At 70.5% G+C, this 24,090-nt stretch carries 26 protein-coding genes and 1 riboswitch; of the genes, 11 read left to right on the forward strand and 15 right to left on the reverse strand.

Going from position 1 to position 24,090, the window contains the following annotated elements; all coding sequences use genetic code 11:
* Positions 1-21 precede the first annotated feature (21 nt).
* Both AB0A63_RS04870 and AB0A63_RS04875 read left to right on the forward strand, forming a co-directional pair.
* Positions 22-486, forward strand: a complete 465-nt coding sequence (locus tag AB0A63_RS04870) for a hypothetical protein (RefSeq protein ID WP_360385412.1) — start codon at positions 22-24, stop codon at positions 484-486.
* A 158-nt stretch (positions 487-644) separates the two neighbouring features.
* Positions 645-899, forward strand: a complete 255-nt coding sequence (locus AB0A63_RS04875; protein WP_360385414.1) for a hypothetical protein — start codon at positions 645-647, stop codon at positions 897-899.
* Here the strand turns inward: AB0A63_RS04875 and thiD are convergent.
* The 3 genes from thiD to AB0A63_RS04890 form a co-directional block, all read right to left on the reverse strand.
* Positions 842-1,651, reverse strand: a complete 810-nt coding sequence (gene thiD / locus AB0A63_RS04880; RefSeq protein ID WP_360385416.1) for a bifunctional hydroxymethylpyrimidine kinase/phosphomethylpyrimidine kinase — start codon at positions 1,649-1,651, stop codon at positions 842-844. The two genes, AB0A63_RS04875 and thiD, sit on opposite strands and share 58 nt — an antisense overlap.
* Positions 1,648-3,303: a phosphomethylpyrimidine synthase ThiC gene (gene thiC / locus AB0A63_RS04885; protein ID WP_360385418.1), complete on the reverse strand. Its 1,656-nt coding sequence runs from the start codon at positions 3,301-3,303 to the stop codon at positions 1,648-1,650. Before thiC ends, thiD begins: the two co-directional genes overlap by 4 nt.
* Positions 3,293-3,417: riboswitch (TPP riboswitch) on the reverse strand. (Overlaps the previous gene by 11 nt.)
* 709 nt (positions 3,418-4,126) lie before the next feature.
* Positions 4,127-4,726 (reverse strand): LysE family translocator, encoded by a 600-nt coding sequence (locus AB0A63_RS04890; RefSeq protein ID WP_360385420.1) that lies wholly within the window; start codon positions 4,724-4,726, stop codon positions 4,127-4,129.
* A gap of 74 nt (positions 4,727-4,800) precedes the next feature.
* Here AB0A63_RS04890 and AB0A63_RS04895 point away from each other — a divergent pair, with 74 nt between their 5' ends.
* Positions 4,801-5,730 (forward strand): aldo/keto reductase, encoded by a 930-nt coding sequence (locus tag AB0A63_RS04895; RefSeq protein WP_360385422.1) that lies wholly within the window; start codon positions 4,801-4,803, stop codon positions 5,728-5,730.
* A gap of 11 nt (positions 5,731-5,741) precedes the next feature.
* On the opposite strand, the gene AB0A63_RS04900 is transcribed toward AB0A63_RS04895, so the two are convergent.
* Entirely contained in the window at positions 5,742-6,323 is a 582-nt protein-coding gene (locus AB0A63_RS04900) for a peptide deformylase (protein WP_360385424.1), read from the reverse strand.
* Between the two features lie 107 nt (positions 6,324-6,430).
* Here AB0A63_RS04900 and AB0A63_RS04905 point away from each other — a divergent pair, with 107 nt between their 5' ends.
* Together AB0A63_RS04905 and AB0A63_RS04910 are read left to right on the forward strand one after the other, a co-directional pair.
* Positions 6,431-6,709, forward strand: a complete 279-nt coding sequence (locus AB0A63_RS04905) for a DUF3263 domain-containing protein (protein ID WP_360385426.1) — start codon at positions 6,431-6,433, stop codon at positions 6,707-6,709.
* Entirely contained in the window at positions 6,709-7,338 is a 630-nt protein-coding gene (locus tag AB0A63_RS04910; RefSeq protein ID WP_360385428.1) for a LytR C-terminal domain-containing protein, read from the forward strand. Before AB0A63_RS04905 ends, AB0A63_RS04910 begins: the two co-directional genes overlap by 1 nt.
* Here AB0A63_RS04910 and AB0A63_RS04915 read toward each other — a convergent pair.
* The 7 genes from AB0A63_RS04915 to glp all read right to left on the reverse strand — a co-directional run bounded on the left by AB0A63_RS04915 (position 7,311) and on the right by glp (position 15,133).
* The gene (locus tag AB0A63_RS04915) at positions 7,311-7,499 is read right to left on the reverse strand and encodes a DUF397 domain-containing protein (RefSeq protein ID WP_360385430.1); all 189 of its coding nucleotides are present in this window, start codon (positions 7,497-7,499) and stop codon (positions 7,311-7,313) included. The genes AB0A63_RS04910 and AB0A63_RS04915 overlap by 28 nt on opposite strands.
* Positions 7,474-8,325 carry a helix-turn-helix transcriptional regulator gene (locus AB0A63_RS04920; protein ID WP_360385432.1) on the reverse strand — a complete coding sequence of 284 codons (852 nt, stop codon included), beginning with the start codon at positions 8,323-8,325 and terminating at the stop codon, positions 7,474-7,476. The genes AB0A63_RS04915 and AB0A63_RS04920 overlap by 26 nt, the downstream gene beginning before the upstream one ends.
* A gap of 59 nt (positions 8,326-8,384) precedes the next feature.
* Positions 8,385-10,538, reverse strand: coding sequence for an AAA family ATPase (locus tag AB0A63_RS04925; RefSeq protein ID WP_360385434.1), 2,154 nt, complete (start codon positions 10,536-10,538; stop codon positions 8,385-8,387).
* Between the two features lie 125 nt (positions 10,539-10,663).
* On the reverse strand, positions 10,664-11,617 hold the full coding sequence (pssA, locus tag AB0A63_RS04930) for a CDP-diacylglycerol--serine O-phosphatidyltransferase (RefSeq protein WP_360385436.1): 954 nt from the start codon (positions 11,615-11,617) through the stop codon (positions 10,664-10,666).
* Positions 11,617-12,312 (reverse strand): phosphatidylserine decarboxylase, encoded by a 696-nt coding sequence (locus tag AB0A63_RS04935; RefSeq protein ID WP_360385438.1) that lies wholly within the window; start codon positions 12,310-12,312, stop codon positions 11,617-11,619. The genes pssA and AB0A63_RS04935 overlap by 1 nt, the downstream gene beginning before the upstream one ends.
* Positions 12,313-12,515: 203 nt before the next feature.
* Positions 12,516-13,919: a M48 family metalloprotease gene (locus AB0A63_RS04940; RefSeq protein ID WP_360385440.1), complete on the reverse strand. Its 1,404-nt coding sequence runs from the start codon at positions 13,917-13,919 to the stop codon at positions 12,516-12,518.
* 20 nt (positions 13,920-13,939) lie between these two features.
* Positions 13,940-15,133 carry a gephyrin-like molybdotransferase Glp gene (gene glp, locus AB0A63_RS04945; RefSeq protein ID WP_360385442.1) on the reverse strand — a complete coding sequence of 398 codons (1,194 nt, stop codon included), beginning with the start codon at positions 15,131-15,133 and terminating at the stop codon, positions 13,940-13,942.
* 83 nt (positions 15,134-15,216) lie between these two features.
* Here glp and AB0A63_RS04950 point away from each other — a divergent pair, with 83 nt between their 5' ends.
* The 4 genes from AB0A63_RS04950 to groL all read left to right on the forward strand — a co-directional run bounded on the left by AB0A63_RS04950 (position 15,217) and on the right by groL (position 19,270).
* Positions 15,217-15,849 (forward strand): AIM24 family protein, encoded by a 633-nt coding sequence (locus tag AB0A63_RS04950; RefSeq protein ID WP_360385444.1) that lies wholly within the window; start codon positions 15,217-15,219, stop codon positions 15,847-15,849.
* A gap of 79 nt (positions 15,850-15,928) precedes the next feature.
* Positions 15,929-16,132: a cold-shock protein gene (locus AB0A63_RS04955; RefSeq protein ID WP_360385446.1), complete on the forward strand. Its 204-nt coding sequence runs from the start codon at positions 15,929-15,931 to the stop codon at positions 16,130-16,132.
* Between the two features lie 59 nt (positions 16,133-16,191).
* Positions 16,192-17,430 (forward strand): serine/threonine-protein kinase, encoded by a 1,239-nt coding sequence (locus AB0A63_RS04960; protein ID WP_360385448.1) that lies wholly within the window; start codon positions 16,192-16,194, stop codon positions 17,428-17,430.
* A gap of 220 nt (positions 17,431-17,650) precedes the next feature.
* Positions 17,651-19,270, forward strand: a complete 1,620-nt coding sequence (gene groL, locus AB0A63_RS04965; protein WP_360385450.1) for a chaperonin GroEL — start codon at positions 17,651-17,653, stop codon at positions 19,268-19,270.
* 83 nt (positions 19,271-19,353) lie between these two features.
* On the opposite strand, the gene AB0A63_RS04970 is transcribed toward groL, so the two are convergent.
* The 4 genes from AB0A63_RS04970 to AB0A63_RS04985 all read right to left on the reverse strand — a co-directional run bounded on the left by AB0A63_RS04970 (position 19,354) and on the right by AB0A63_RS04985 (position 21,724).
* On the reverse strand, positions 19,354-19,815 hold the full coding sequence (locus tag AB0A63_RS04970; RefSeq protein WP_360385452.1) for an Imm1 family immunity protein: 462 nt from the start codon (positions 19,813-19,815) through the stop codon (positions 19,354-19,356).
* A complete protein-coding gene (locus AB0A63_RS04975; RefSeq protein WP_360385454.1) occupies positions 19,812-20,501 on the reverse strand; it encodes a DddA-like double-stranded DNA deaminase toxin in 690 nt (229 codons plus the stop codon). Before AB0A63_RS04975 ends, AB0A63_RS04970 begins: the two co-directional genes overlap by 4 nt.
* 135 nt (positions 20,502-20,636) lie before the next feature.
* Positions 20,637-21,122 (reverse strand): carboxypeptidase regulatory-like domain-containing protein, encoded by a 486-nt coding sequence (locus AB0A63_RS04980; RefSeq protein ID WP_360385456.1) that lies wholly within the window; start codon positions 21,120-21,122, stop codon positions 20,637-20,639.
* Positions 21,119-21,724, reverse strand: a complete 606-nt coding sequence (locus tag AB0A63_RS04985) for a sigma-70 family RNA polymerase sigma factor (RefSeq protein WP_360385458.1) — start codon at positions 21,722-21,724, stop codon at positions 21,119-21,121. The genes AB0A63_RS04980 and AB0A63_RS04985 overlap by 4 nt, the downstream gene beginning before the upstream one ends.
* Before the next feature lie 348 nt (positions 21,725-22,072).
* On the opposite strand from AB0A63_RS04985, the gene AB0A63_RS04990 reads away from it, so the two are divergent.
* On the forward strand, positions 22,073-22,732 hold the full coding sequence (locus tag AB0A63_RS04990; RefSeq protein ID WP_360385460.1) for a copper homeostasis protein CutC: 660 nt from the start codon (positions 22,073-22,075) through the stop codon (positions 22,730-22,732).
* A 79-nt stretch (positions 22,733-22,811) separates the two neighbouring features.
* Positions 22,812-24,089, forward strand: coding sequence for an extracellular solute-binding protein (locus tag AB0A63_RS04995; RefSeq protein WP_360385462.1), 1,278 nt, complete (start codon positions 22,812-22,814; stop codon positions 24,087-24,089).
* Position 24,090 lies beyond the last annotated feature (1 nt).

Here is a 24,090-nt window from a genome sequence, read left to right on the forward strand (position 1 = left end):
GGCGAACATTGGGGCCACCGCATGAGTCGCCCGGTCGCGGTGCTGGACATCGACGGAACCGTCGCTGACGTCCAGCACCGCCTTCACCTGCTCAGTTCGGACTCGCCCGTCAGGTGGGCGAACTTCTTCGACGCGGCGGGAGGCGACGGGCTGCTGCGGCAGGGCGCGGCGCTGGCCCACAGACTGGCGGTGGACCACGACATCGTGTGGCTCACCGGCAGACCCGTCCGGATCGCGGAGCTCACCCGGCGCTGGCTCGCCGAGTACGGGCTGCCGGCCGGCACGCTGCTGATGCAGCGGGAGGGGGACCGGCGACCCGCCCAGGTGGTCAAGCTCGAACGGCTCCAGGAGATCCGGCACCGCCGCACGGTCGTCATGGTCGTGGACGACGACCCGCGCGTGGTGAGCCACCTCCGCGAGGCCGGCCTGCCCGTCCACCACGCGTCGTGGTCGCACTGGACTCCGACGCAGGCCAACGAGGGCTGAGTCCCCACCCGGTCACCGGGACGGGTCGGCCGAGGCGGCGAACAGGTCGTGCAACGCCCGGTTGAAGGCGTCGAACTCCGCGACCAGCACCTCGCGCGTCTGCGCCGGCACGTCCGCGGCCATCGCCACCAAGGCGGGGGTTGGCCACCCTGCACACCGTGCTGCAGGCGGAGCACCTGGCCCGCGACGACGAGATCACCGAACGGTTCCGCCGCCGCAACCGGCTCCTGCGCGGCCACTTCGCCAAGACGCTGGGCGAAGCGGCCGCGACGGAGCTCATCGCGTTCCTCGAAGGAGCGCTCACGGTCTGGTTGCTCGACCCCGAGCAGACCGACCTGCGGGCGATGTGCGCCCGCTACCTGTCCAACCTCCACAGCGGCGACACCGGCCCGACCCCCGAACCCAGGGGGTAGGCCGCCGCCACGGACCTCACGATGAAGTCCTTGCCGAACCGCACCGCGTCCGGCACCGAGGCCCCGTGCGCCAGCGCCGAGCTGATCGACGACGCCAGCGTGTCACCGCTGCCGTGCGTGTTCTCGGTGTCGTAGCGCGGGCCGGGCAGCTCCACGAACTCGCGGCCGTCGTACAGCAGGTCCAGGCACTCCGGGTCGTCCCACATGTGGCCGCCCTTGACCAGCACCCACTCCGGTCCCAGCTCGTGCAGCGCTTCCGCCGCAAGACGCTGGTCCGCGCGGTCCTTCACCGCGATACCGGTGATCAACCGCACCTCGTCGAGGTTCGGCGTCACCAGCGTCGCCCGCGGGAACAGCAGGCCCTTCAACGCCTCCAGCGCCGAGTCCGCCAGCAGCTGGTCGCCGTGCATCGACGCCGACACCGGGTCGACGACGAACGGCACACCACCGCGGCCGATCCCGGCCGCGTCCAGCGCCGGCGTGATCGCCTCGATGATCGCCGCCGACGCCAGCATCCCGGTCTTCGCCGCCTGCACCCCGATGTCGGAGGCCACCGACGCGATCTGCGCAGCCACGACGTCGGGCGGGATCTCGTGCACCCCCGTGACGCCGAGGGAGTTCTGCACGGTCGCGGCCGTCAGCGCCACGCACCCGTGCACCCCGCACGCGAACATCGTGCGCAGGTCCGCCTGGATGCCCGCACCACCGCCGGAGTCGCTCCCGGCGATGGTGAGGGCCCTCGGAGGTGTCACGAAGTCTCCACCACGGGCAGGTAGACCTTGTTGCCGGTGCCGGCGAACTCACCGGACTTCTCCGCCATGCCGGCCTCGATGGCCTCCACAGTGGACAGCCCGCGTTCCTCGGCGTAGCGCCGCACGTCCTGCGTGATCTTCATCGAGCAGAACTTCGGCCCGCACATCGAGCAGAAGTGCGCCGTCTTCGCCGGTTCGGCGGGCAGCGTCTCGTCGTGGAACGAGCGGGCCGTGTCCGGGTCCAGCGAGAGGTTGAACTGGTCCTCCCACCGGAACTCGAACCGCGCCTTCGACAGCGCGTCGTCCCAGTCCTGCGCGCCGGGGTGGCCCTTGGCCAGGTCCGCGGAGTGCGCCGCGATCTTGTACGTGATCACGCCGGTCTTCACGTCGTCCCGGTTGGGCAGGCCCAGGTGCTCCTTGGGCGTGACGTAGCAGAGCATCGCGGTGCCCAGCCAGCCGATCTGCGCCGCACCGATCGCCGACGTGATGTGGTCGTAGGCCGGTGCGATGTCCGTGGCCAGCGGCCCGAGGGTGTAGAACGGCGCCTCACCGCACCACTCCTCCTCCAGCCGCACGTTCTCGGCGATCTTGTGCATCGGCACGTGGCCGGGGCCCTCGATCATCACCTGGACGTCCTTGGCGCGGGCGATGTGCGTCAGCTCGCCCAGGGTGCGCAGCTCCGCGAACTGCGCCTCGTCGTTGGCGTCCGCGATCGAGCCCGGCCGCAGGCCGTCACCCAGCGAGAACGTCACGTCGTAGGCCCGCAGGATGTCGCACAGCTCCTCGAAGTGCGTGTAGAGGAACGACTCCCGGTGGTGCGCGAGGCACCACGCGGCCATGATCGACCCGCCGCGCGACACGATGCCGGTGACGCGCTTGGCCGTGAGCGGCACGTACCGCAGCAGCACGCCCGCGTGCACGGTCATGTAGTCGACGCCCTGCTCGCACTGCTCGACCACGGTGTCGCGGTAGATCTCCCAGGTCAGCGCCGCTGGGTCGCCGTTGACCTTCTCCAGCGCCTGGTAGATCGGCACCGTGCCGACCGGGACGGGGGAGTTGCGCAGGATCCACTCGCGGGTCTCGTGGATGCGCTTGCCCGTGGAGAGGTCCATGATCGTGTCGGCGCCCCAGCGGGTCGCCCACACCATCTTCTCCACCTCGTCCTCGATCGACGACGACACCGCGGAGTTGCCGATGTTCGCGTTGATCTTCACGAGGAACTTCTTGCCGATGATCATCGGCTCGGCCTCGGGGTGCTTGCGGTTCAACGGGATGACCGCGCGCCCGATGGCCACCTCGGCGCGCACGAACTCCGCGTCGAGGTTCTCCCGCGCCGCCACGTAGCGCATCTCCGGGGTGATGATCCCGGCCTTCGCGTACGCGAGCTGGCTGACGGCTCCGTTGATCGGTTCCCGTGCGGCGACCCACCCCGACCTCAGGTCGGGTAGTCCACTGTGGACGTCGATGGTCGCGTTGTCGTCGGTATACGGACCGGAAGTGTCGTACAGATCGACATGCTCGCCGTTGGTCAGCTCGACCCTGCGGTGGGGCACGCGGATGTCCGGGGACACCTCGCGGTACACCTTGCGCGAGCCCGAGATCGGGCCGGTGGTCACACTGGGCTTGACCGAACGGTCGTCAAGTGCCGTCACGACATTCCTCCCTACGCCGGCATTACCCGGTCAGGTTCAGGCGGTCGGTGACACCGGCACGACGGCCAGTCACCCTCTCAGCCCGCTCAGGCGCGAGCTCCCGCGTTGTGTTCAGTTGTCGAGACCCGACCATAGTCACGGTGCGCCGCGGCTGCCAAGGCCGCCTTTTGCCCCTAATCTTCTCCCCGTGGCTGATCACCAGCCGTTCCCGCCCGGCGCGCGGCGCGGTCAACGTCCCGCTGTCGTCTCCGCATGCCCTTCGTGCGGTGAGCTCGCGGGTCGCGGCTACCCCGACTGCGGGTTCTGCGCCGAGCTGCTCGACCAGTTCTGGCTCGCGGACTGGGAGGAGCTGCGGACGTCCTCGCAGCTCGCCGACCGGGAGCTGGCCGAGCTGGTCACCTCCGCCGACGTCGGCGTGTACCCCTGGACCTGCGTCGACTGGGCGATGACCCTGCTCGCGTGCTCCCGCTGCGGTGCCGAGCTCGGCACCGGGCCGGTCGAGTGCGTGCGCTGCGCGGTCACCGAGGAGCGCCGGTGGAACTGGGACCACACGGCGCACCCGGCGACCATGAGCGCGAACGAGCACCTGCTGCGCGTCGCGCGGTCGGTCCTGCGCGCCCCGCACCGCAAGCGCTCGGCCGTCGTGCAGGCGTGGAAGCTCGTCCTGCCGTTCCTCATCGTGGGCGAGGTGATCGACTTCGGCCGGCTCGACCGCGTCCGCGCCCACGTCCTGGCGGGTGGCTACGAGCCGCTGGCCCGCTGCCACACCCTCGCTGAGCTGGCCGGACTCCCCGAGCTGTTCTGGCGCCGCGGCGGCCCGACGTCAACGCGGGTCGAGTACCAGCCGGACTCCGAGCGCCAGCAGCACGCCGCCCGACAGCTTCTCCAGAGCCGTGCGCACCCGCGGCCGGGCGAGCCAGCCGCGGACGGCGTGCAGGACCGCGACGACGACCAGGTACCAGACGGTGTCGACCACGACCCAGCCGGCGGCCAGGAGGAGCAGAACCCCCTGGCCGGACTCCCCGGCCGGCGCGAACTGCGGTAGGAACGAGATCGCGAACACGCCCAGCTTCGGGTTCGCCAGGTTGACGACCAGCCCGCTGCGGAACGCGCGGCCGGGCGGTGGCGCCTCGGTCGGCAGGCTCCTGCTGACCAGCGCTTTCACGCCCAGGTAGACCAGGAACACCGCGCCGCCGATCCGCAGCGCGTGGTAGGCGATCTCCGACGCCGTGAGCAGCACCGACAGGCCGAGCGCCGCGGCGACGGCCCAGCACGCCACCCCGACCTCCATGCCGAACACCGTCGCCAGTGCGGCCCGCCGCCCGTGCACCGACTGTCGCAGGACCACGGCCGTACCGGGTCCTGGCGACAGTGCGATGAGGAACGAGGCCGCGACGAAGGCGACGATGTTTTCCAGTGGCATGCCCCTGATGGTCGCCGACGGCCGCAAGCCGGTTTCTTGACCTGGAGCGCGCTCCAGGTTGTTCGCTGACCGGCATGACGGATCTGGGGAAGCTGGGTTTCGGGACGTGGGCCATGGGTGGCCCGTACTCCTTCGACGGCGAGCCGGTCGGCTGGGGACCGTCCGACGACGCGGAGTCGGTCAGGGCGCTGCGGCGGGCGCTGGACCTGGGCGTGACGCTCTTCGACACCGCCGACACCTACGGCTGCGGCCACTCGGAGACACTGGTGGGGCAAGCGTTTGCGGGCGTCCGCGACCAGGTCGTGATCGCCACCAAGTGGGGGTTCACGTTCGACGCGGAGACCCGCCGGATGACGGGGACGGACGGATCGGTCGGGCACCTGCGCCGTGCCGTCGAGGGGTCGCTGCGGCGCCTGGGCACCGACCGGATCGACCTGTACCAGCTGCACATCGGCGACCTGCCGCTCGACCAGGCGGCGCTGCTGCGCGACGAGTGCGAGGCGCTGGTCGCGCAGGGCAAGATCCGGTCCTACGGCTGGAGCACCGACGACCCGGAACGGGCCAGGTTCTTCACCGAGAAGCCGCACGGCATCGCCGCGCAGGCCGACGTCAACGTGCTGTTCGACAACCCGGAGATGTACGCGGGGGAGTACGCGGTCCTGTGCCGCCGTCCGCTCGCGATGGGTCTGCTGGCACGCGAGACGTTCGACGTGCTGCCGGCGGACGACGTGCGCGTCACCAACCCGGCGTGGCTGCGGTTCTTCGTCGACGGCCGCCCGTCACCGGAGTACTTCCGGGCCCGCGAGGCGGTCAGGGACGTGCTGACCTCCGGCGGCCGGACGCTGGTCCAGGGCGCGCTGGCGTGGTTCTGGGCGCGTTCTCCCCGGCTCGTCCCCATCCCGGGGGTGCGCACGGTGGCGCAGGTCGAGGAGAACGCGGCCGCACTGCGGTTCGGCCCGCTGACACCGGACGAGCTCGCCCAGGTCGAGTCCGTCCTGCGCTAGTCCGTCCTGCGTCAGTCGGTTTCTTCGTCGTCGAAGTAGTCGGGGTCGGCGGGGTCCCAGGACAGGCCCGGCTGGCCCCACTCGTTGTCGCGCAGCATCCGCTTCGACTCCCTCTTGTACCGGCCGACGAGGCGGTCGATGTAGAGGAAGCCGTCGAGGTGGTCGGTCTCGTGCTGGAGGCAGCGCGCGAAGAACCCGGTGCCCTCGACCTCGAACGGCTGCCCGTCGAGGTCCTGGCCCGTGCACTTCGCCCACCGGGCGCGTCCGGTCGGGTACGCCTCGCCGGGCACCGACAGGCAGCCCTCGAAGTCGTCGTCCGGGTCCGGCATGGTCTCGGGGACCTCGGAGGTCTCGATCCGCGGGTTCACGATCACCCCGCGGTGCTGCACGCCCTCGTCGTCCGGGCAGTCGTACACGAAGACCCGCAGGTCGACACCGATCTGGTTGGCGGCGAGCCCGACTCCGCGAGCTGCTGCCATCGTCTCGAACATGTCGTCGACGAGCGTCTTCAGCTCGGTGTCGAACTCGGTGACCTCACGCGTGGGGTTGTGAAGTACGGGGTCACCAGCGATCACGATGCGGTGCACGGCCATGGTCAGACTTTAAGCCGTCCAAAACTGTCGGTGTCGCGCGGTAGGTTGGAACGATCACGTGATTAGATTGCCCGCACCTGATTGGTGTGGCGACCGTGGGGAGCCAGATGGATCACGCCGAGACGCTTTCCTCCGCTGACGGGCTGACCAGCCGCGAGCGCACCATGCTCGCGTTCGAAAGCCAGTGGTGGAAGTACTCGGGGTCCAAGGAACAGGCCATCAGGGAACTGTTCGACATGTCCGCCACCCGCTACTACCAGCTGCTGAACGGCCTGATCGAGTCCGAAGCCGCGTTGGCTGCCGACCCGATGCTGGTCAAGCGGCTGCGGGGCGTCCGGACAGGCCGCCAAAGGGTTCGCGCCCGCGCCAGGAGCACCGAGGACTGATGACCTCCCCCGAGTCCGCAAGCCCGTCGCGCCCGGCCAAGGCCGCCGGGTTCGCCCTCCTCGGCGTCGCCGCCGTGGCCGCCGTGATCGGAGTCGTGAGCCTCTTCGGCGGCTCCGACGACACACCACCGGCCGCCGCCTCCGGCACGCCGACACCCCCGCCCTCCTCCGCCCCGTCGGAGCCCCAGTCGAGCGCCCCGGCCCAGTCGTCGTCGGCGACACCCCCGTCGTCGTCCGCACCCGCGGTCACGACGACCGCGGCACCGACAGCGCCCCCGATCACCACGTCCGCCGCGGCGCCGCCACCCCCGGTCACCCCGCCCGGCGTCGCCAAGTCCCCGGTGCGCGTCTACAACAACAGCACCGTCGCCGGCCTCGCCGCCCGCGCCTCCGACGAGGTGCGCGCGAACGGCTGGCAGGTCGCCGAGACCGGCAACTACTCGGGCGGCACCATCCCCACCACGACCGTGTACTTCCGGCCGGGCACCGACGAGGAGGCCTCGGCCAAGGAGCTCGCCGCCGTGCTCAAGGCCCGCGTCGAACCCCGGTTCACCGGCATCGACCACGCGGCGCCCGGCATCATCCTGATCGTGACGAACGACTACCGGGGGCCGTCCGGCAGCAAGTAGAGCAGCCGGCGCCAGGCTTCGGCGGAGAACGCGAGCACGTCACCGCTCGCGTTCTTCGAGTCACGCACCAACGCTTCCTGGGCCAGCGAGACCTCCACACAGTCACCGTTGATGTCGGTGTTGCTGTAGGAACTCTTACGCCAGGTCCGTTCGGTGGTCATCGCGGTCCTCTCGAAGTGCACTGACGTACTCCGCCAGCTTGCGCTTCGATTGTTCCGCATCCAAGGCCACGGTCTCCAGCCGCTTGAAGAGCTGCTTCGCGTGCGCGACAGCCGTCTGGCTCTGCGCGAACACGTTGGCCACATCGCTCTCGGTGTAGACGACGGGTGATGCCTTCTCAAACTCATACAGGGCGCACTTCGTCGAGAAAGCCAGATCCTTGGCCTCGGCCGGCACGACGCGAAGCATGTGGGTGTTGAAGAGCAAGCGCAGGTACTGATCTTCCCTGGTGCGGATGTCGCCCACCAGCATCTGCAACGCAAGCTCGTGGATGTAGAACATGAACTCCGCATGGAGTGGGCGGCGCAGGATGGTCTGTCGTTCGATTCGCAATCGCGCGAATTTCTCGACGATCTCCTTCGTGTGCAGCCCGTTCACCGAAAGGAGGGCTTGCGCCGTGCCTTCCGTCTGGACGAGACCGTGCGGCGTCAAGACGTCGTACGCCGTGATCTTCGTGGCCAGCGCCTCCGTCATCACCAGCGTCCGGAGGTTGTCCGAGACCTGGGCGAAGTAGGGGTCGAAGGCGTTGTGGTACCGACTCCTGAACTCTTGCAGGTACTCCAGGTTCTTCCCGCACGCCGTCATGATCTGTGCGAGGTCGACGTCGCTCGCCCGCGCCTTCCCGTGCTCGATGTTGGACACCTTGCTCGGGTCCCACCCGAGATGAACGGCGAACTGGCGGCCGTTCATCTTGGTCGTGGTCTCACGCAACAGCCGCAGCTCGTCGCCCAGGTCTCGGCTGAGCGCGGTGGAAGTGGTCGCAGACATGCTTCTGGACGCTATGACGTGCAATTAGTCCATGCCACTGGCTCGTTCGGGTGAAAACGTCAGCGTGCCGCCGCGTACGCCGCCAGCCCGGCGAGCTGTACCGGGTCGAGCGACGGCCGCACGACCTGGCGGGCCTTGGCCAGGTGCGCCTGCGTGACCTCCGCGGCCTCCAGGGACTCGCGCATGGCGGTCAGCGCCGCCTCGCGCACCAAGCCCGCGCAGTCGGCCGCGGAGTACATCTCCAGCTCCTTCGCCAGCTCGGCGAGGTCGACGTCGGCGGCGAAGGGCGTGTTCTTGGAAGCCGCCTTGAGGATCTCCGTGCGCGCGTCCGCGTCGGGAGGCGACACGTACACCAGCCGCTCCAGCCGGCCGGGGCGCAGCAGGGCCGGGTCGATCAGCTCAGGCCGGTTCGTCGCGCCGATGACCACGACGTCGCGCAGGGGTTCCACCCCGTCCAGCTCGGTGAGCAGGGCCGCCACCACCCGGTCGGCCACGCCCGCGTCCGAGGACTGGCCGCGGCGCGGTGCCAGTGCGTCGACCTCGTCGAGGAAGATCAGTGCCGGTGCGGCGTCCGCGGCGCGGCGGAACAGCTCGCGCACGGCGCGTTCGGACTCGCCGACGAACTTGTCCATCAGCTCGGCGCCCTTGACCGTCAGCACGTTCAGCTGGCCGGAGCCCGCCAGCGCGCGCACCAGGAACGTCTTGCCGCAACCGGGCGGCCCGTACAGCAGGATGCCGCGCGGCGGCGACACGCCGAGGCGCGCGAAGGAGTCCGGGTAGCGCAACGGCCACAGCGCCGCTTCCGTCAGCGCCTGCTTGGTCTCGACCATGTCGCCGACGTCGTCGAGGGTCAGGCCGCCGGTCTGGATGGTGTCGGAGGCGGACATGGAGATCGGCCGCACCGTGCCGAGCGCGCCGAGCAGGTCCTCCTGCCCGACCCGCGGCTCGTCGACGTTGCGCTGCCGCAGCGCCGCCCGCACCGCCGCCTCCCTGCGCAACGCGCACAGGTCGGCCGCCACGAACCCCGGCGTCTTCTCCGCCACCGCGCGGAAGTCCACATCGGACTCCACCGGCACGTCCTTCATGAGCACCCGCAACAGTTCCGCGCGGGTGGCCCCGTCGGGCAGCGGCAGGCTCAGCTCGCGGTCCACCAGGTCGGGCACCCGCAGCCGCGCGTCCACCGACTCGGCGCGCGCCGACGTGACGACCAGCGCCAGGTTCGGCCGCGACACCGCCGTCCTCAACATCTCCAGCACGACCGTCGCCACCGGCGGTGCCACCGCGGGCAGCAGCGCGTCGATGTCCGTGATCAGCAGCACCGTCGGGTGCTCCGGCACCGCCGAGATGGCGTCACCGAGCTGCTTGGCCATCGCCCCGGGCTCCAGCACCGCGATGCTGGGCGCGGCCAGCTCCACCAGCTCCGCCTCGACACCGGCCGCGACCGCCCGCACGAGCGTCGCCTTGCCGACGCCCTCCGGCCCGCTGACCATGGCCGCGAGCCGCGCCTGCGCCCCGAGCCTGGTGAGCAGCTCCGGCTGCCGGAACATCAGCTCCAGCCACTCGGTCAGCGTCCTGGCCTGCTCCTTCTGCCCGACGAGGTTCGCGACGGGCAACGCCTCGTGCTTCTCCTGCACCACCACCGGCGTCACCTCCTGCGCCGGCGCCTGCGCGGACCGCCACCCGACGACGCTCGACGGCCGCACCGCCACGGGCCCCGCCGGGTCGGTGGACGTGATGGTGATCAGCTCGTTGGTCCACGTCATACCGATGGCGTTGCTGAGCTTGCGGCGCGTCTCGGACACGTTCGCCTCGGGCGGCGGCGCGAGGTCCTGGGGGAGCAGCGACACGTTGTCCCCGACCGTCAACACCTTGCCCGTCAACGCCATCCGCACGTGCTCGGGCGTCAGCGCCGTCGTCGCCAGCCGCGACCCCGCCACCGTGATGCTGCGCGCCGCCTCGACCTTCACCGGCGCGACCACGATCTCCGCACCTTCGACCACGCCGAGGTTGGTGAGCGTGACGTCGTCGACCAGCACCACACCCGGCGGCTGCTCACCGGCCGCCGCCAGCGCCGCGCTGACCCGCGCACCGGTCAGCCTGACCGCGTCCCAGGCCCGCAACCCGAGCGCGTCGAGCACCTCCGGGTGCAGCCTCACGACACCGCGACGGGTGTCCAGTGCGGACGGGGACAGACGAGCCGTCAGCGTGATCACGCCCCGACTCTAATGCGCCCGCCGACCGTCCACGGGGCGAAGCGCCTCGACCTCGCGGTCAGAACAGCGGAAAGCCCCGCGGGCGCGAACTCCCGCGGGGCTTCCCCGAACTCCTCACCCGGCGATCACGGCTTCTGCTGCCGCCGCAACCCCAGCCGCCGCCACGACCGCCGCCGTCCCGCCGGCGACGCCCCGTCGGCCACACCGGAGTCACGCCGAGGCCGCCGCACAGCCCGCATCGCGGCCCCGGCCACCCGGCCGCGCAACGGCTGCCGCAACCCGAGCCGCCGCGCCGCCACCCCGTGCGCCCGCCGGATCGCCCGGCGCTCCACACCGGTCACGGTCCACGCCTCGGGGTGCTTCGACAGCCACAGGTACCGCCGCACCGAGTACGGCAGGTGCGCCAGGTACACGACCATCGCGATGATCAGCGCCACCAGCGGGAACGTGATCACCGCGGCCGCCAGCAACGCGATCAGCACCAACGACGGCGCCACGAACCGAGGCGGCACCTTCACGGTCTTCACGGACAGGGTGGGAATCCGCGACACCAGCAGCAAGGCCACCACCACGGTCCACACCCCGACCGCGACCGGCGAGTTCCACCAGCCGTCGGTGCGGACCTGCTCCTCGATGATCAACGGGAGCAGCAGCAACAGGCCACCGGCGGGCGCCGGCACGCCCACGAAGAACTCCTTCGCGAACGGCGGCTGTTCCTTCTCCAGCAACGTGTTGAAGCGGGCCAGGCGGACCACCATGCACACCGCGAAGATCAGCGCGATGACCCAGCCGGCCCGGTTGCCCTCGAACTTCCACAGGTAGATGGCCAGCGCCGGCGCCACCCCGAAGGAGATGGCGTCGGCCAACGAGTCCAGCTCCGCGCCCATCTTCGACGTGGCGTCGAGCATGCGCGCGATGCGGCCGTCGAGCCCGTCGAAGACCGCGGCGGCCGCGATGGAGGCGATGGCTGCGCCCCACATGCCGACGTTCGCGAAGTGCACCGAGGACAGGCCGGCGCACATGGCGAGGACCGTGATCGCGTTCGGCAGGAGGCGAACGCCGGGCCCGCTGGGAGCCATCAGGCCTCCGGGAGCTCGGCGAGGACGGTCTCCCCGCCGATGGTGCGCTGACCGGCCTCGACCAGGACGCGGGAGCCGCGCGGCACGTAGGTGTCGACGCGCGAGCCGAAGCGGATGAGGCCGTAGGTCTGGCCGCGCTCGACCTTCTCACCGTCGGCGACGTGGCAGACGATGCGGCGGGCGACCAGGCCGGCGATCTGCACGAAGATCAGGTCGTGGCCCTCGGTCGTGCGCATCCACACCGTGTTGCGCTCGTTCTCCTCGGAGGCCTTGTCGAGGTCGGCCGAGAGGAACTTGCCGGGGTGGTAGGAGACCTGGACGACCTCACCGTCGGCGGGGATGCGCTGCACGTGCACGTCGAACACCGACAGGAACACGCTGACGCGGGTCATCGGCTGGTCACCGAGCCCGAGCTCCTTGGGCGGCACGGTGTCGACGACGTGCGAGACGGTGCCGTCCGCGGGCGCGATCGCGATGTTCGACCGGGCCGGCGTGACGCGCTTCGGCTCGCGGAAGAACCAGGCCACCCACGCCGTGAGCACGGCGCCGACGACGCCGAGGCGCTTGTTGAAGCGACGCAGGACGAACGTGAGGACCGCCGCGCCGGCCACGAACGGACGTCCGGCCGGGTTCATCGGCGGAACGATCCCGCGCGCGAGTTCGAGGAAGTGGGAGACGGGCTTTTCGCTGCTCATCGTGGTGTGGGATTCCGTAGCTTCCGTGGATGTCGGGCGGCAACACGCTACGCCAACACGCCAAACCGCCCACATGGACTGCCGAGAAAACAAGTGGCCGGTAGCCCCGTGCATCCCCCGACGAATGCACGGGCCCACCGGCGCCTCAAGCCAGTGTAATCCCGGTCACAGGGCGTCAACAACGCCGTGCGGTGAGCGTTCCGTCACAGTCCGTCGACGCCGAGCGCCCGCAGCCGCGCCCGCAACTCGCCCACCCGCGCCGGGTCCCGCACCGCCGGTGCGACCAGGTCTTCGGAGTGCACCGCAGCTCCGTCCGCCATCCGCACGACGGGGATGCCGCCCCAGTTGAGTTCCAGCACGCCCCGCCCGGTCGTCACGAGCTGGTCCGCGACCGCGCAGGCGAGCAGTTCCGTCACGCTCTCCACGGCCGCCTCGTGCACCTGCTCCTCGCTGAGCGAGCCGTCCACCGGCCGCCCGGTCAGCCGGTGCAGCTCGGCGCGTTCCAGGCACGCCAGCACGTCCCGCAGCGTCTCGCCGACCCCGCTGACCCGCCCCGCGTGCCGCAGCGCGTCCGCGTACCGCCTGACCAGCGCCGGACCGGTCAGCGGCGCCAGCTCCTCCCACGAGATCGGCGGCCCCTGCACGTCGAGCAGCGCCGCGAACGCCTCCAGCGGCGTCCCGTCGAGCAGCTCCCAGGCGGGCCGTTCGTCGACCGGCACCGAGTCGGCGGCCGTCATCGCCGCGACCCGCTCGCGCACCGGCGGGTGGCTGTCGAACACCGACGTCGGCTCCTGCTCGGCCAGCACCGCCTCCAGCGCCCGCAGCTGGTGCACCCGCCGCGGGTGCCCCAGGTAGGCGCGGAAGCCCTCCAGCAACGGCGGCGTCCGCCCCGCGAGCCCCGCGAGCACCACGTACCAGCGCAGGTAGTCGCCCCAGCCCGCGCCGACCGGCCCGATCCGCAGCAACGCCCGCCGCGCCGCCGCCACCCCGGCCGCGGCCACCGACACCTCGTCGGCGAACCGCTCGTGCCGCCGGCTCTCCGAGGCCACCACCAGCGAGTACAGCCGCGCCCACCCGTACAGCAGCCGCATGAAGTCGCCCTGCTCGACGGCCAGCTCCAGCGCGAGCTTCGCCCGGAACCGCACCGCCGACACCCGCGTGTGCCCGCCGCCGTAGTGGCCCAGCTCGTGCGCCAGCACCGACCGCAGCTCACCGACCGACAGCCCGGCCACCAGCGGCACCCCGAGCTGCAGGTACCGCGTGCCACGCCGTTCCCACACGCCCGCGTTCGGCTCCGGCACCAACCGGACGTCGTCGGGCGAGCGCGTCCCGGCGAGCGCAGCCAGCTCGTCCACGTGCCGCCACAGCTCCGGGTGCGCGGCCCGGCCCAGCGGCACACCGGTCGGCTCCGGCCGCGCGTACACGGCCCGCACCACCGCCCACAGCAACGGGAACCCCACCGCGGCCGCGATGAACCCGACCCAGCCGCCGCCCTGGAAGTCCCCGATCCGGAACCGCCACACCGACAGCGCGACCAGCCCCGCCGTGACCGCCGCGCCGAGCACGAAGAACCCGGCGAGCAGCACCAACGCCAGCACAGACCGCACAACCGCCACCGGATCGCCCGCTACCGCAGGTGCCGGACGGTGACCTCGTCGCCGGCCGCCAGCTCCGTGACGTCCTCCGGCACCTCGATCAGGCAGTTCGACAACGCCAGCGCCGACAGCAGGTGCGAACCCGGCCCCCCGACCGGCGTGACCACCTCGCCCGACGCCGGGTCGTACGCGCCCCGCCGGAACTGCGTCTTCCCGGCCGGTGACGTGAGCGGCGACGAGATCCGCGCGCGTGCGGTCAGCCGGTCGGTGCGGGTGTGGCCCATGGACGCCAGCAGCGCGGGCCGCACGAACACCTCGAACGACACCTGCGCGCTCACCGGGTTGCCCGGCAGCGTCAGCACCGGCACGCCCTCGTACCGGCCGGAGCCCTGCGGGCCGCCCGGCTGCATCGCGACCCTCGTGAACTCGACGTCGTGGCTCGCGAAGGCGTCCTTGACCACCTCGTACGCGCCCGCGCTGACCCCGCCGGACGTCATGATCACGTCCACCGACCCGAGGTGGGGCGCGAGCGCCCGGTGGAACGCCTCCACGTCGTCGGGCACGAACCGCAGCCGCACCGCCACGCCGCCCGCGTCGCGCACCGACGCGGCCAGCATCATGCCGTTCGACTCGTAGATCTGCCCCGGCCGCAACGGGGTGCCCGGCTCCACCAGCTCCGTGCCCGTGGACAGCACCAGCACCCGCGGCCGCCGCCGCACCGGCAGCTCGGGCAGGCCCAGCGCGGAGGCCAGCCCCAGCTGGGCAGGGCCCAGCACCGTTCCGGCGACCAGGACCGGATCGCCCTCGCGCACGTCGTCGCCCGCCACCCGGATGTTCGTGCCGGGTGCGACGGTCGCGTTCACCTGCACGTGCTCGGTGCCCGCGTCGGTCCACTCCACCTGGACCACCGCGTCCGCTCCCGGCGGCACCGGCGCGCCCGTCATGATCCGGTGGACGGTGCCGGGCTCCACCGGCCGCACGTCCACCTTGCCCGCCGGGATGTCGTCGGAGACCGGCAGGCGGACCGGGACCTGAGCCAGGTCACCGGAGCGGACGGCGTACCCGTCCATCGCGGAGTTGTCGAACGGCGGCAGGGACACCGGCGCGATCACGTCCGCGGCGAGGACCAGCCCGAGACACTCCTCGAGCGGCAGCTGCAGGACCGGCATCTGCCCGACGAGCGAGGCGACGCGCTGGCGGTGTGCGGCGACAGAGGTGGGGGACACGACTGCATACTGCCAAGGTCGCGGAGGCCGTGACGATCTCCCGGCCCACTCGTGGACCGGTTCAACCCCTGGGGGTGCACAGCGTGCAGGTCCGGACCCGGCACACACCGAGCTTCGGCGTGGCGAGACTCGTGCTCGCACCCGCGGAGATGGTGCTGGTCGAGCCGCAGTCGGTGCTCGCCACGAGCTACGGGCTCGCGGTCGAGCCGAAGGGCGGCGCCGTCACGCTGTGCACCGCCGGCGCCGAGGGCGGCTGGGTCGACGTCGCACCGGCGCTGCCCGGCGAGCTGCACACCGTCGACCTCGACGGCAGCAGCGGCTGGTGCATCTCCCGGCTCGGCTGGATCGCGTCCGGCAGCGCCGTGGTGATGAACCCGCAGGCGCCCCCGTTGCAGGCGCTCTTCGGCGGCGTCGAAGGATTCCTGAACTACGCACGTGGACAGGGGACGGTGCTGCTCGGCTGTTCTGGCGCACTCGACCTCGTGACCCTCGGCGAGGGTGAGGCGGTCACCGTGGACACCGATCACGTGCTCGCTTTCTCCGACACCGTGCAATGCCGGCTCCGCGCGTTGCCACCCGAGGGCACGCAGAACGTCCGTTCCGGTGAGGGCCTGGTGTTCGACTTCGCCGGTCCCGGTGCCGTCCTCACCCAGACGCGCGGACCCCGCCGGCTCGCCACCTGGTTGCGCGCCAACGGAGTCAGCTCGCGTTCATGACTCCGTAAGGAGGTATCCGAGTGAGTTTTCTTCTCCTAGCGTTGCGTTCTGCGCTTTGCGTGATCTGAAGGAGGACGCCTTGGCTCTCGGTACCGTCAAGTGGTTCAACTCCGAAAAGGGATACGGCTTCATCGCAACCGACGACGGGCCCGACGTGTTCGTGCACTACTCGGCGATCCAGATGGACGGCTTCCGGACGCTCTCCGAGGGCGACCGGGTGGAGTTCGAGGTGCAGGCCGGCCGGGACGGGCGCAGCCAGGCCTCGGACGTGCGCAAGGCGTAGAAGTCACTGTTTGAGCAACCCCGAGCAGCGCGATCCCGGCGGGCGTTAGGCTGCCTCGCGTGTCTGAGGACCTGAGCGGGCGGCGGATCGCGCACTACCGGATCGACGGTGTGCTCGGTCGCGGTGGCATGAGCGTGACCTACAAGGCCACGGACGTGAGACTGGGCCGGAAAGTCGCGCTCAAGGTCATCGGTGAGCACCTCGCACCCGACGCGGAGTTCCGCGAGCGGTTCGTCGACGAGGCGCGCAACACCTCCGCCATCGACCACGCGAACATCGTGCCGCTGTACGACTTCGACGAGGTCGACGGCCTGCTCTACATCGCGATGCGGCTGGTCGACGGCCAGGACCTCGCGGGCCACGTCAAGGAGGGGCCGCTCACCCCAGCCCGCACCCTGACGCTGCTGGCCCAGGTCGCCGAGGCGCTCGACATGCTGCACGGCAAGGGCCTCGTGCACCTCGACGTGAAGCCGGCGAACGTCCTCGTGACCACCAAGGAAGGCGTCCGCGAGCACGTCTACGTCGCCGACTTCGGCCTCACCCGCCGCGGCGCCACCGGCCACCGCACCCGAACAGGTGATTTCCTCGGCTCGCCGACCTACGCGGCGCCGGAGCACCTGCGCGGCGAGCCCGTCGACGGCCGCACCGACCAGTACGCGCTCGCGTGCATGCTCTTCGCCTGCCTGTCCGGGCGCCCGCCGTTCCAGGGCGGTGTGCAGGAGGTCATCCAGGGCCACCTCGCCCAGACCGTGCCCCCGCTCTCGCAGCTCGTCGCGCTGCCGCCCGCCATCGACGACGTCATCCGCCGCGGCACCGCGAAGGAGCCGGCCCAGCGCTACTCCAGCTGCGCCGAGCTGATCGCGGCCGCACGCGTCGCGCTCGCCGGGGTCGCGCAGGGATCGAGCCCCGCTCAACTCGGGCCGCACTCCGGCTCGATCCCCGTGCAGTCGCCGCTGTCCGGTCCGACGCCGGTGCAGCAGCAGGGCGGCTACCAGGGCGGGTACCCGCAGCAGCAGCAGCAGCAGCAGCTGTCCGACCCGGTCCGCCTGCGGCCGCCGAACCAGGTGGGCGTGAGTGCGTTCAACGCCACGTCCAAGGAACGTCCCACCTGGCTGGCGCCGGTCATCGCGGCCGCGGTCGCGATCGTGGCGATCGTCATCGTGGTGATCATCCTGTCGCCCGGTGACGAACCGGCACGTCAGCCCAAGACCAACTCCTCGCCCACGCTCAACGTCGGCGACGACCCGACCTCGCGCAAGCCGCTGCCGACCTCCGTGCCGGTGCGCACGACGGGCTGACGCTCCACCCCGGCTGCTTGCACTCGCCGTGCCCGAGTGCTAAACACGTCTTAGCACTCGGCTCAGTCGAGTGCCAAAGAAGTGAGGCTGGGAAGGTGAGGCCCCCTTCGCGGGGTCGTCCGTCGCGGGCACCGAACCTGGCCAAGCGAACCGTGTTCCGCTGTGGGCTTTGCCGGCCCGCAGTGGCCCAGAATCCACAAAGGCGGAGGAACACACCGCAATGGCCAAGATGATTGCGTTCGACGAGGACGCCCGCCGCGGTCTCGAGCGGGGTATGAACACCCTCGCTGACGCCGTCAAGGTGACGCTCGGCCCGAAGGGCCGCAACGTCGTGCTCGAGAAGAAGTGGGGTGCGCCGACGATCACGAACGACGGCGTCTCCATCGCGAAGGAGATCGAGCTCGAGGACCCGTGGGAGAAGATCGGGGCCGAGCTCGTCAAGGAAGTTGCGAAGAAGACGGACGACGTCGCTGGTGACGGCACCACGACCGCGACCGTTCTCGCCCAGGCCCTGGTTCGCGAGGGTCTGCGCAACGTGGCCGCCGGCGCCAACCCGCTCGGCCTCAAGCGCGGCATCGAGCAGGCCGTCGAGGCCATCGCCGAGCAGCTCCTGAAGAACGCCAAGGAGATCGAGACGAAGGAGCAGATCGCTGCTACCGCGTCCATCTCCGCCGCTGACCCCACGATCGGCGAGCTCATCGCCGAGGCGATGGACAAGGTCGGCAAGGAAGGCGTCATCACCGTCGAGGAGAGCAACACCCTCGGTCTCGAGCTCGAGCTCACCGAGGGCATGCGCTTCGACAAGGGCTACATCTCCGGTTACTTCGTGACCGACCCCGAGCGCCAGGAAGCGGTCCTCGAGGACCCGTACATCCTGCTGTTCGGCTCCAAGATCTCCACGGTCAAGGACCTGCTCCCGCTCCTGGAGAAGGTCATGCAGGGCGGCAAGCCGCTGCTGATCATCTCCGAGGACGTCGAGGGCGAGGCCCTGGCCACGCTGGTCGTCAACAAGATCCGCGGCACCTTCAAGTCCGTCGCCGTCAAGGCCCCGGGCTTCGGTGACCGCCGCAAGGCCATCCTCCAGGACATCGCCACCCTCACCGGTGGCCAGGTCATCACCGAGGACGTCGGCCTGAAGCTGGAGAACGCCGACATCTCGCTGCTGGGCAAGGCCCGCAAGGTCGTCGTCACCAAGGACGAGACCACCATCGTCGAGGGCTCGGGCGACGCCGACCAGATCCAGGGTCGCGTCAACCAGATCCGCGCCGAGATCGAGAAGTCGGACTCCGACTACGACCGCGAGAAGCTCCAGGAGCGCCTCGCCAAGCTCGCCGGCGGCGTCGCCGTCATCAAGGCGGGCGCGGCCACCGAGGTCGAGCTCAAGGAGCGCAAGCACCGCATCGAGGACGCCGTCCGCAACGCGAAGGCCGCCGTCGAGGAGGGCATCGTCGCCGGTGGTGGCGTCGCGCTCCTGCAGGCCGCCGAGGCCGCGTTCGAGGGCCTGAAGCTCACGGGCGACGAGGCCACCGGTGCGAACATCGTCAAGGTCGCCGTCGAGGCGCCCCTGAAGCAGATCGCCGTCAACGCCGGCCTCGAAGGCGGCGTCGTGGTCGAGCGCGTCAAGTCCCTGCCCGCGGGCGAGGGCCTCGACGCCGCGACCGGCGAGTACAAGGACCTGGTCGCCGCCGGCATCATCGACCCGGCCAAGGTCACGCGCTCCGCGCTGCAGAACGCCGCGTCCATCGCCGCGCTGTTCCTGACGACCGAGGCCGTCGTCGCGGACAAGCCGGAGAAGAACGCCGCTCCGGCCGCGCCGGACGCCGGTGGCATGGACTTCTGAGTCCAGCCGCTGCTGTTCCACCTCGGAAGGCCCGGTCCCGCTTCGGCGGGGCCGGGCCTTCCGGCATTCCGGGGAGTCGGTGGTCAGTAGACCGGTTCGGTGACCTGCCACTCGACGCACGTCGGCCGGGAACCGGTCCGCTGGAACTCCAGGAGGGCGTCCCGGACCTGGTCGAGCCGGATCGCGGCGTTCCGGGGGAACTCCGTCTTGTTGTCCTTGTCGACATAGAGGGTCGGTACGGCTGCCGGAGGTTCAGCACCCCGAGTCACCCAGTAGCCGATCTCGTCAGTGGTGCTCTCGGGGTCCGGGCCGACGAAGTGCAACGCGCCGAACCCGTGCCGCGCGTCCAGCTTGAACATCCGGTCCGGGATCTCGAGGACCCCGAACTTCGGCAGCTCCCTCGCGGCGATCTGTGCCGGGTGCGGTTGCGGGTGGTTCGCGACGTGGGTCAGGACTTCGTCCAACTCCGCCGCGGTGGCGACGGCGACGGGCTCGTCGGCGCGGTTGTCGCCGTGGTAGTACCAGAATTCGAGCGTGTAACTCACCGCACGTCCTTTCCGCGGAACTCCCGCGACCGTACTGGGTCGTGCACGGTCAACGTCTGCCCCGGCCCGAGCACGTGGGGGAGCAGCCGGGAGCAGGACAGGACTCCGTTGCAGAGTTCGTTGTTGACCACCAGTTCGACGCGGTTCATGCCGCTCTGCCGCATCCGCCAGGCGACCTTCACCTCGACGTGCTTGGACGCCTCCACGCTCGCACCAGGGCGTCCGATGCCGAGATCGACCAGGTGGTCGTTGATGCGGTCGTGCTCCCCATCCGGTTCACGCCCGCTCTGCACCAGGTCGGTGCGGCCGTCAGAGGACCGGTAGACGCCGCTCGTCCGGTACCAGGGCAACCCGGCTCGCGTGCCCGCAACCCACGACTGCACGGCTGCCGGCGAGGCCGGTTCAGGACGGCTGTGGACCTCGAACCGGGCTCGGATTCGCGCGAGTCCCTCCAGAGCTGCTCGCAGCTCGCGAACTCGTTCGGCGACACCGTCCTGGACGGCTTGGAAGGACGCGATGACAGCGGCGGCATCGTCTTCGGCCGTGGTTCCGGCCAGCGCGGCCAGCAACTGAGACCGGCATTCGTCGACGAGGGCGGACGCCCGCGACAACGTGCTGATCGCGGCTTCGCTCTTCTGCACGGCCTGGGTGAGAAGTGCGGCGACTTCACCGAACGTGCTCGGCACGCCGCCACCTCCCGCCGCGCGGGTCAGGGCCGCGAGTCACCGCCCCAGTTCAGCACCCCGGTGCGGGCGCGGCACGCCCCCGAAACCCCCTACCGCGCCAATCCCTGCAAAACCGTTCCCCGCACCGAAAACGGCTCAAAGCATGATCGTCGGCGTGACCACGGTCCGCCCCGGTTCCCCGTGCGAGTTCACCAGGTGCACGAGGATCTGCGTGGTCCCGGCCGGAACGTCCGGCAGCACGAACCGCCCGCCGTCGTCGGCACGGGTGCACGACGACTTGTGGTCGGCGACGCGCACCTCGACCGTGTGTTCGCCGGCGGGGACGAGCCAGCCGTCGATGCGGTGGCGGGAGCCGGTCGACGTGAAGTTCACCATCAGCGTCAGGTTGTCGACGGTGAACGTGATGGTGCCGGTCTGGCCGCCGCGCACGCCCGCGAAGGAGCCTGCGCGTTCCCAGCGGGCCACCTCCACGTCGAGGTCCTCCAAAGCGATCGCGAACTTCACGCGGTCGACGAGGTCTGCGGGAGGTGGATCGAGTTCGTCGACCAGCCTGTTCAGCTCGGAGAGGACTGCGGTGTCCTCAAGGCCCCTGCGGTCGTCGCGCGGGTCGATCTCGTTCACCGCGATCCTCCTTCCGTTTCCAGGTAGTTGCGCAGCAGGTTCAGGCACCGTCCCCTGGTCGGACCGATGCTGCCGTGGGGCATGGCGAGTGCTTCGGCGACTGCTCGGTACTCGGCGCGACCCGCGAGCACGGTGAGCCGGAGCAGTTCCTGGCACTTGGTGGTGAGCCGGCCGAACGCGAGCCACAGCCTGCGGTCGCGGTCGTCCATCAACGTCACGTCCTCTGGCAGGCCGGTGTCGGACTCCAGCTGTTCGGCGTACTCGTCGGACAGGTGGGTCTCGCGCTTGTTCGGCGTCCAGGTGCGGCGTGCTTCACGCCTGGTCGTCACGACCAGGTAGCCGACCAGGGCGCGCGGTTCCTTGATGGTGTCGATCTTGCGGAGGAAGGCGAGCCACACCGTTTGCACGACGTCCTCCGCCGCGGTGCGGTCGAGGCCTTGGCCGCGGGCGACGTGCCACACCAGCGGGGTCAGCTCGGCCACGAGGACGTCGAGTGCGTTGCGGTTGCCTTCGCGTGCGGCGGCGACGCAGACCGCATGCCGTTCGGTGCCTTCCAGCCCGTCCCACGGCGTTCGGTCATCCGCCGTGTGCAGCTCGTCCACGCAGCACCTCCGATCGGCCGCCACGTCAGCGCCGTTCGCCAGGTCAGGAGGCGTCGACTGGGCGGTAGATACAAAATTCACTCAATTGGAGCAGTCTCGCCCATCGTCCGCCCTCATCTTCCCCTGGGTGCACCAGCGGCCCGTGATTCCCCCTCCGCATCACGGGCCGCCCTGGTGGGAGCCGCGCCGGCCGGCACCCCTCGAACCGGCTGACGCTCGCTCCACGTCCTGTCGCTCACTGAACAAGAGCGGCGAACCAGGACCCAGATACGCACTCCGACGCGGGGATGCGAGAAATCGCTCCCGGATTTCCGAAAGCACATCGACTTGCGCACTATGGTCTAGACCATGCCGATTCTCGAAGTCATCGCACTCGACGCAAGGGACGCCGTTGCTGCTCAGGAGGGCGGCGCGCACCGCCTGGAGCTGGTCGCCGACATGGCCGCGGACGGGCTCACGCCGTCTGTCGCCACCTTCACGGAGGTGCGGAAGGCGTGCGACCTGCCCATCAGGGTGATGCTGCGCGACCGGAACGGGTTCGCGCCCGGCGACCTGAGGCAGCTGCGCCGGACCGCCGCCGAGCTGCGGGAGGCGGGTGCGACCGAGTTCGTCCTCGGGTTCCTCGACGCGGAGGGCGAGATCGACGAGGGCGTCACGCTCAACCTCGCCGCCGAGCTGGAGGGCTGCGCGTGGACGTTCCACCGCGCGCTCGACAACTCGAACGACGTGCGCAAGGGCTGGCAGACCGTCGCCGGCCTCGGCTGCGACACCGTGCTCGCCGCCGGTCACCGCAAGGGTGTCGAAGCGGGCAGGGAGGTCCTGAAAGAGCTGGTCAACGCCCAGCCGCCCACGCTGCTGGTCGGCGGCGGCCTCCAGCCCCACCACGTCGCGGAGCTCCTCGAAGCGGGCATCACCGCGTTCCACGTCGGCAGCGCCGTGCGGCCGGGCGGGTGGGACGAACCGGTCGACCCGGCATCAGTTCGGCAATGGATCAACCGTCTGGTCTAGACCCTTAGCGCGGACCGTTCTAGTCTCACGTTGCTTCCTGTGAAATGGCTGTTGCACTATATGCAATGCGGAGGGCGCGATGAGGCTGAAGGCACTCGTGGCCGTGCTGGGCGTGGGCGCGGTGGTCGCCTGCGCTCCGGTGCAGTCCGGACCGGCGAACACGACGGGGGACGAGAAGACCGGGCAGCTGCGGGTGTGGCTGTTCGACGAGGTCAACCGCGGGCCCAAGGAGGCGGTGGTCAAGGAGGCCGTCACCGAGTTCCAGGGCAAGCACAGCGGCGTGACCGTCGACGTGCAGTACATCCAGGTGTCCAGCCGGGCGGAACGGTTCAAGGCCGCCTTCAGCGACCCCAAGAGCGCGCCGGACGTGGCGGAGTTCGGCAACACCGACCTCGCCGGCTACGTCTCCGCGGGCGGCTTCTCCGAGCTGGACCTCAGCGCGTGGAGCGAGTCCAAGGACCTGGTGCCGACGATCCTCGACACCGCCAAGGTCGACGGCAAGACCTACGGCGTGCCGTGGTTCGTCGGCGTCCGCGCGCTCTACTACCGCACGGACGTCTTCTCCGAGCTCGGCCTCAAGCCGCCGGCGACGCTCGACGAGATCGCGACCACGGCCCGTGAGATCCGGCAGCGCAAGCCCGAGCTGATCGGCATCTCCGCCGGCGGCAAGTACCTGTTCGCCGCCCTGCCGTTCATCTGGGCCAGCGGCGGCGAGATCGCCAAGTCCGACGGCGGCAAGTTCACCGCCGCCGTCGACAGCGCGGAGGCCAGGGCCGGTGTCGCGAAGTACACCGAGCTGATCAAGGACGACATCTGCCCGCCGGCCACCTGCGCGGGCAACGGCGGTGACGCGAGCGTCGAGGCGTTCCGCGCGGGCAAGGCGGCCATGACCATCGGCGGCGACTTCAACCGCAAGTCGGTCGACGCCTCCAGCGCGGCCGGCAAGTACGCCGTCGTGCCGCTGCCCGGCAAGACCGCGGGCTCGATCGCGCCCGCGTTCGCCGGCGGCAACCTGCTCGGCGTCATGAAGGGCACCCAGCGCAAGACGCTCGCGACCGAGTTCACGCAGCTGCTCGCGTCGAAGGAGTACCAGCAGAAGATGTACGCGGCGATGGGCAACCTGCCGACGTTCACCGACGTGCAGAAGCAGGTCGCGGACTCGGACAAGTTCCTGGAGCCGTTCACCAAGACCCTGCAGGCCGGCACGAAGTTCGTCCCCGTCACCCCGGCGTGGGCGAAGATCGAGGCGCAGACCGTGCTGCCGACGATGATCCAGGAGGTCGTCACCGGCGCGAAGAACGTCGACACGGCCACCGCCGACGCCGCCAAGACGATGAACGCGGCCTTCACGTCGTGAG

It is taken from the genome of Lentzea sp. NPDC042327 (assembly GCF_040647275.1).
Classification (GTDB): domain Bacteria; phylum Actinomycetota; class Actinomycetes; order Mycobacteriales; family Pseudonocardiaceae; genus Lentzea.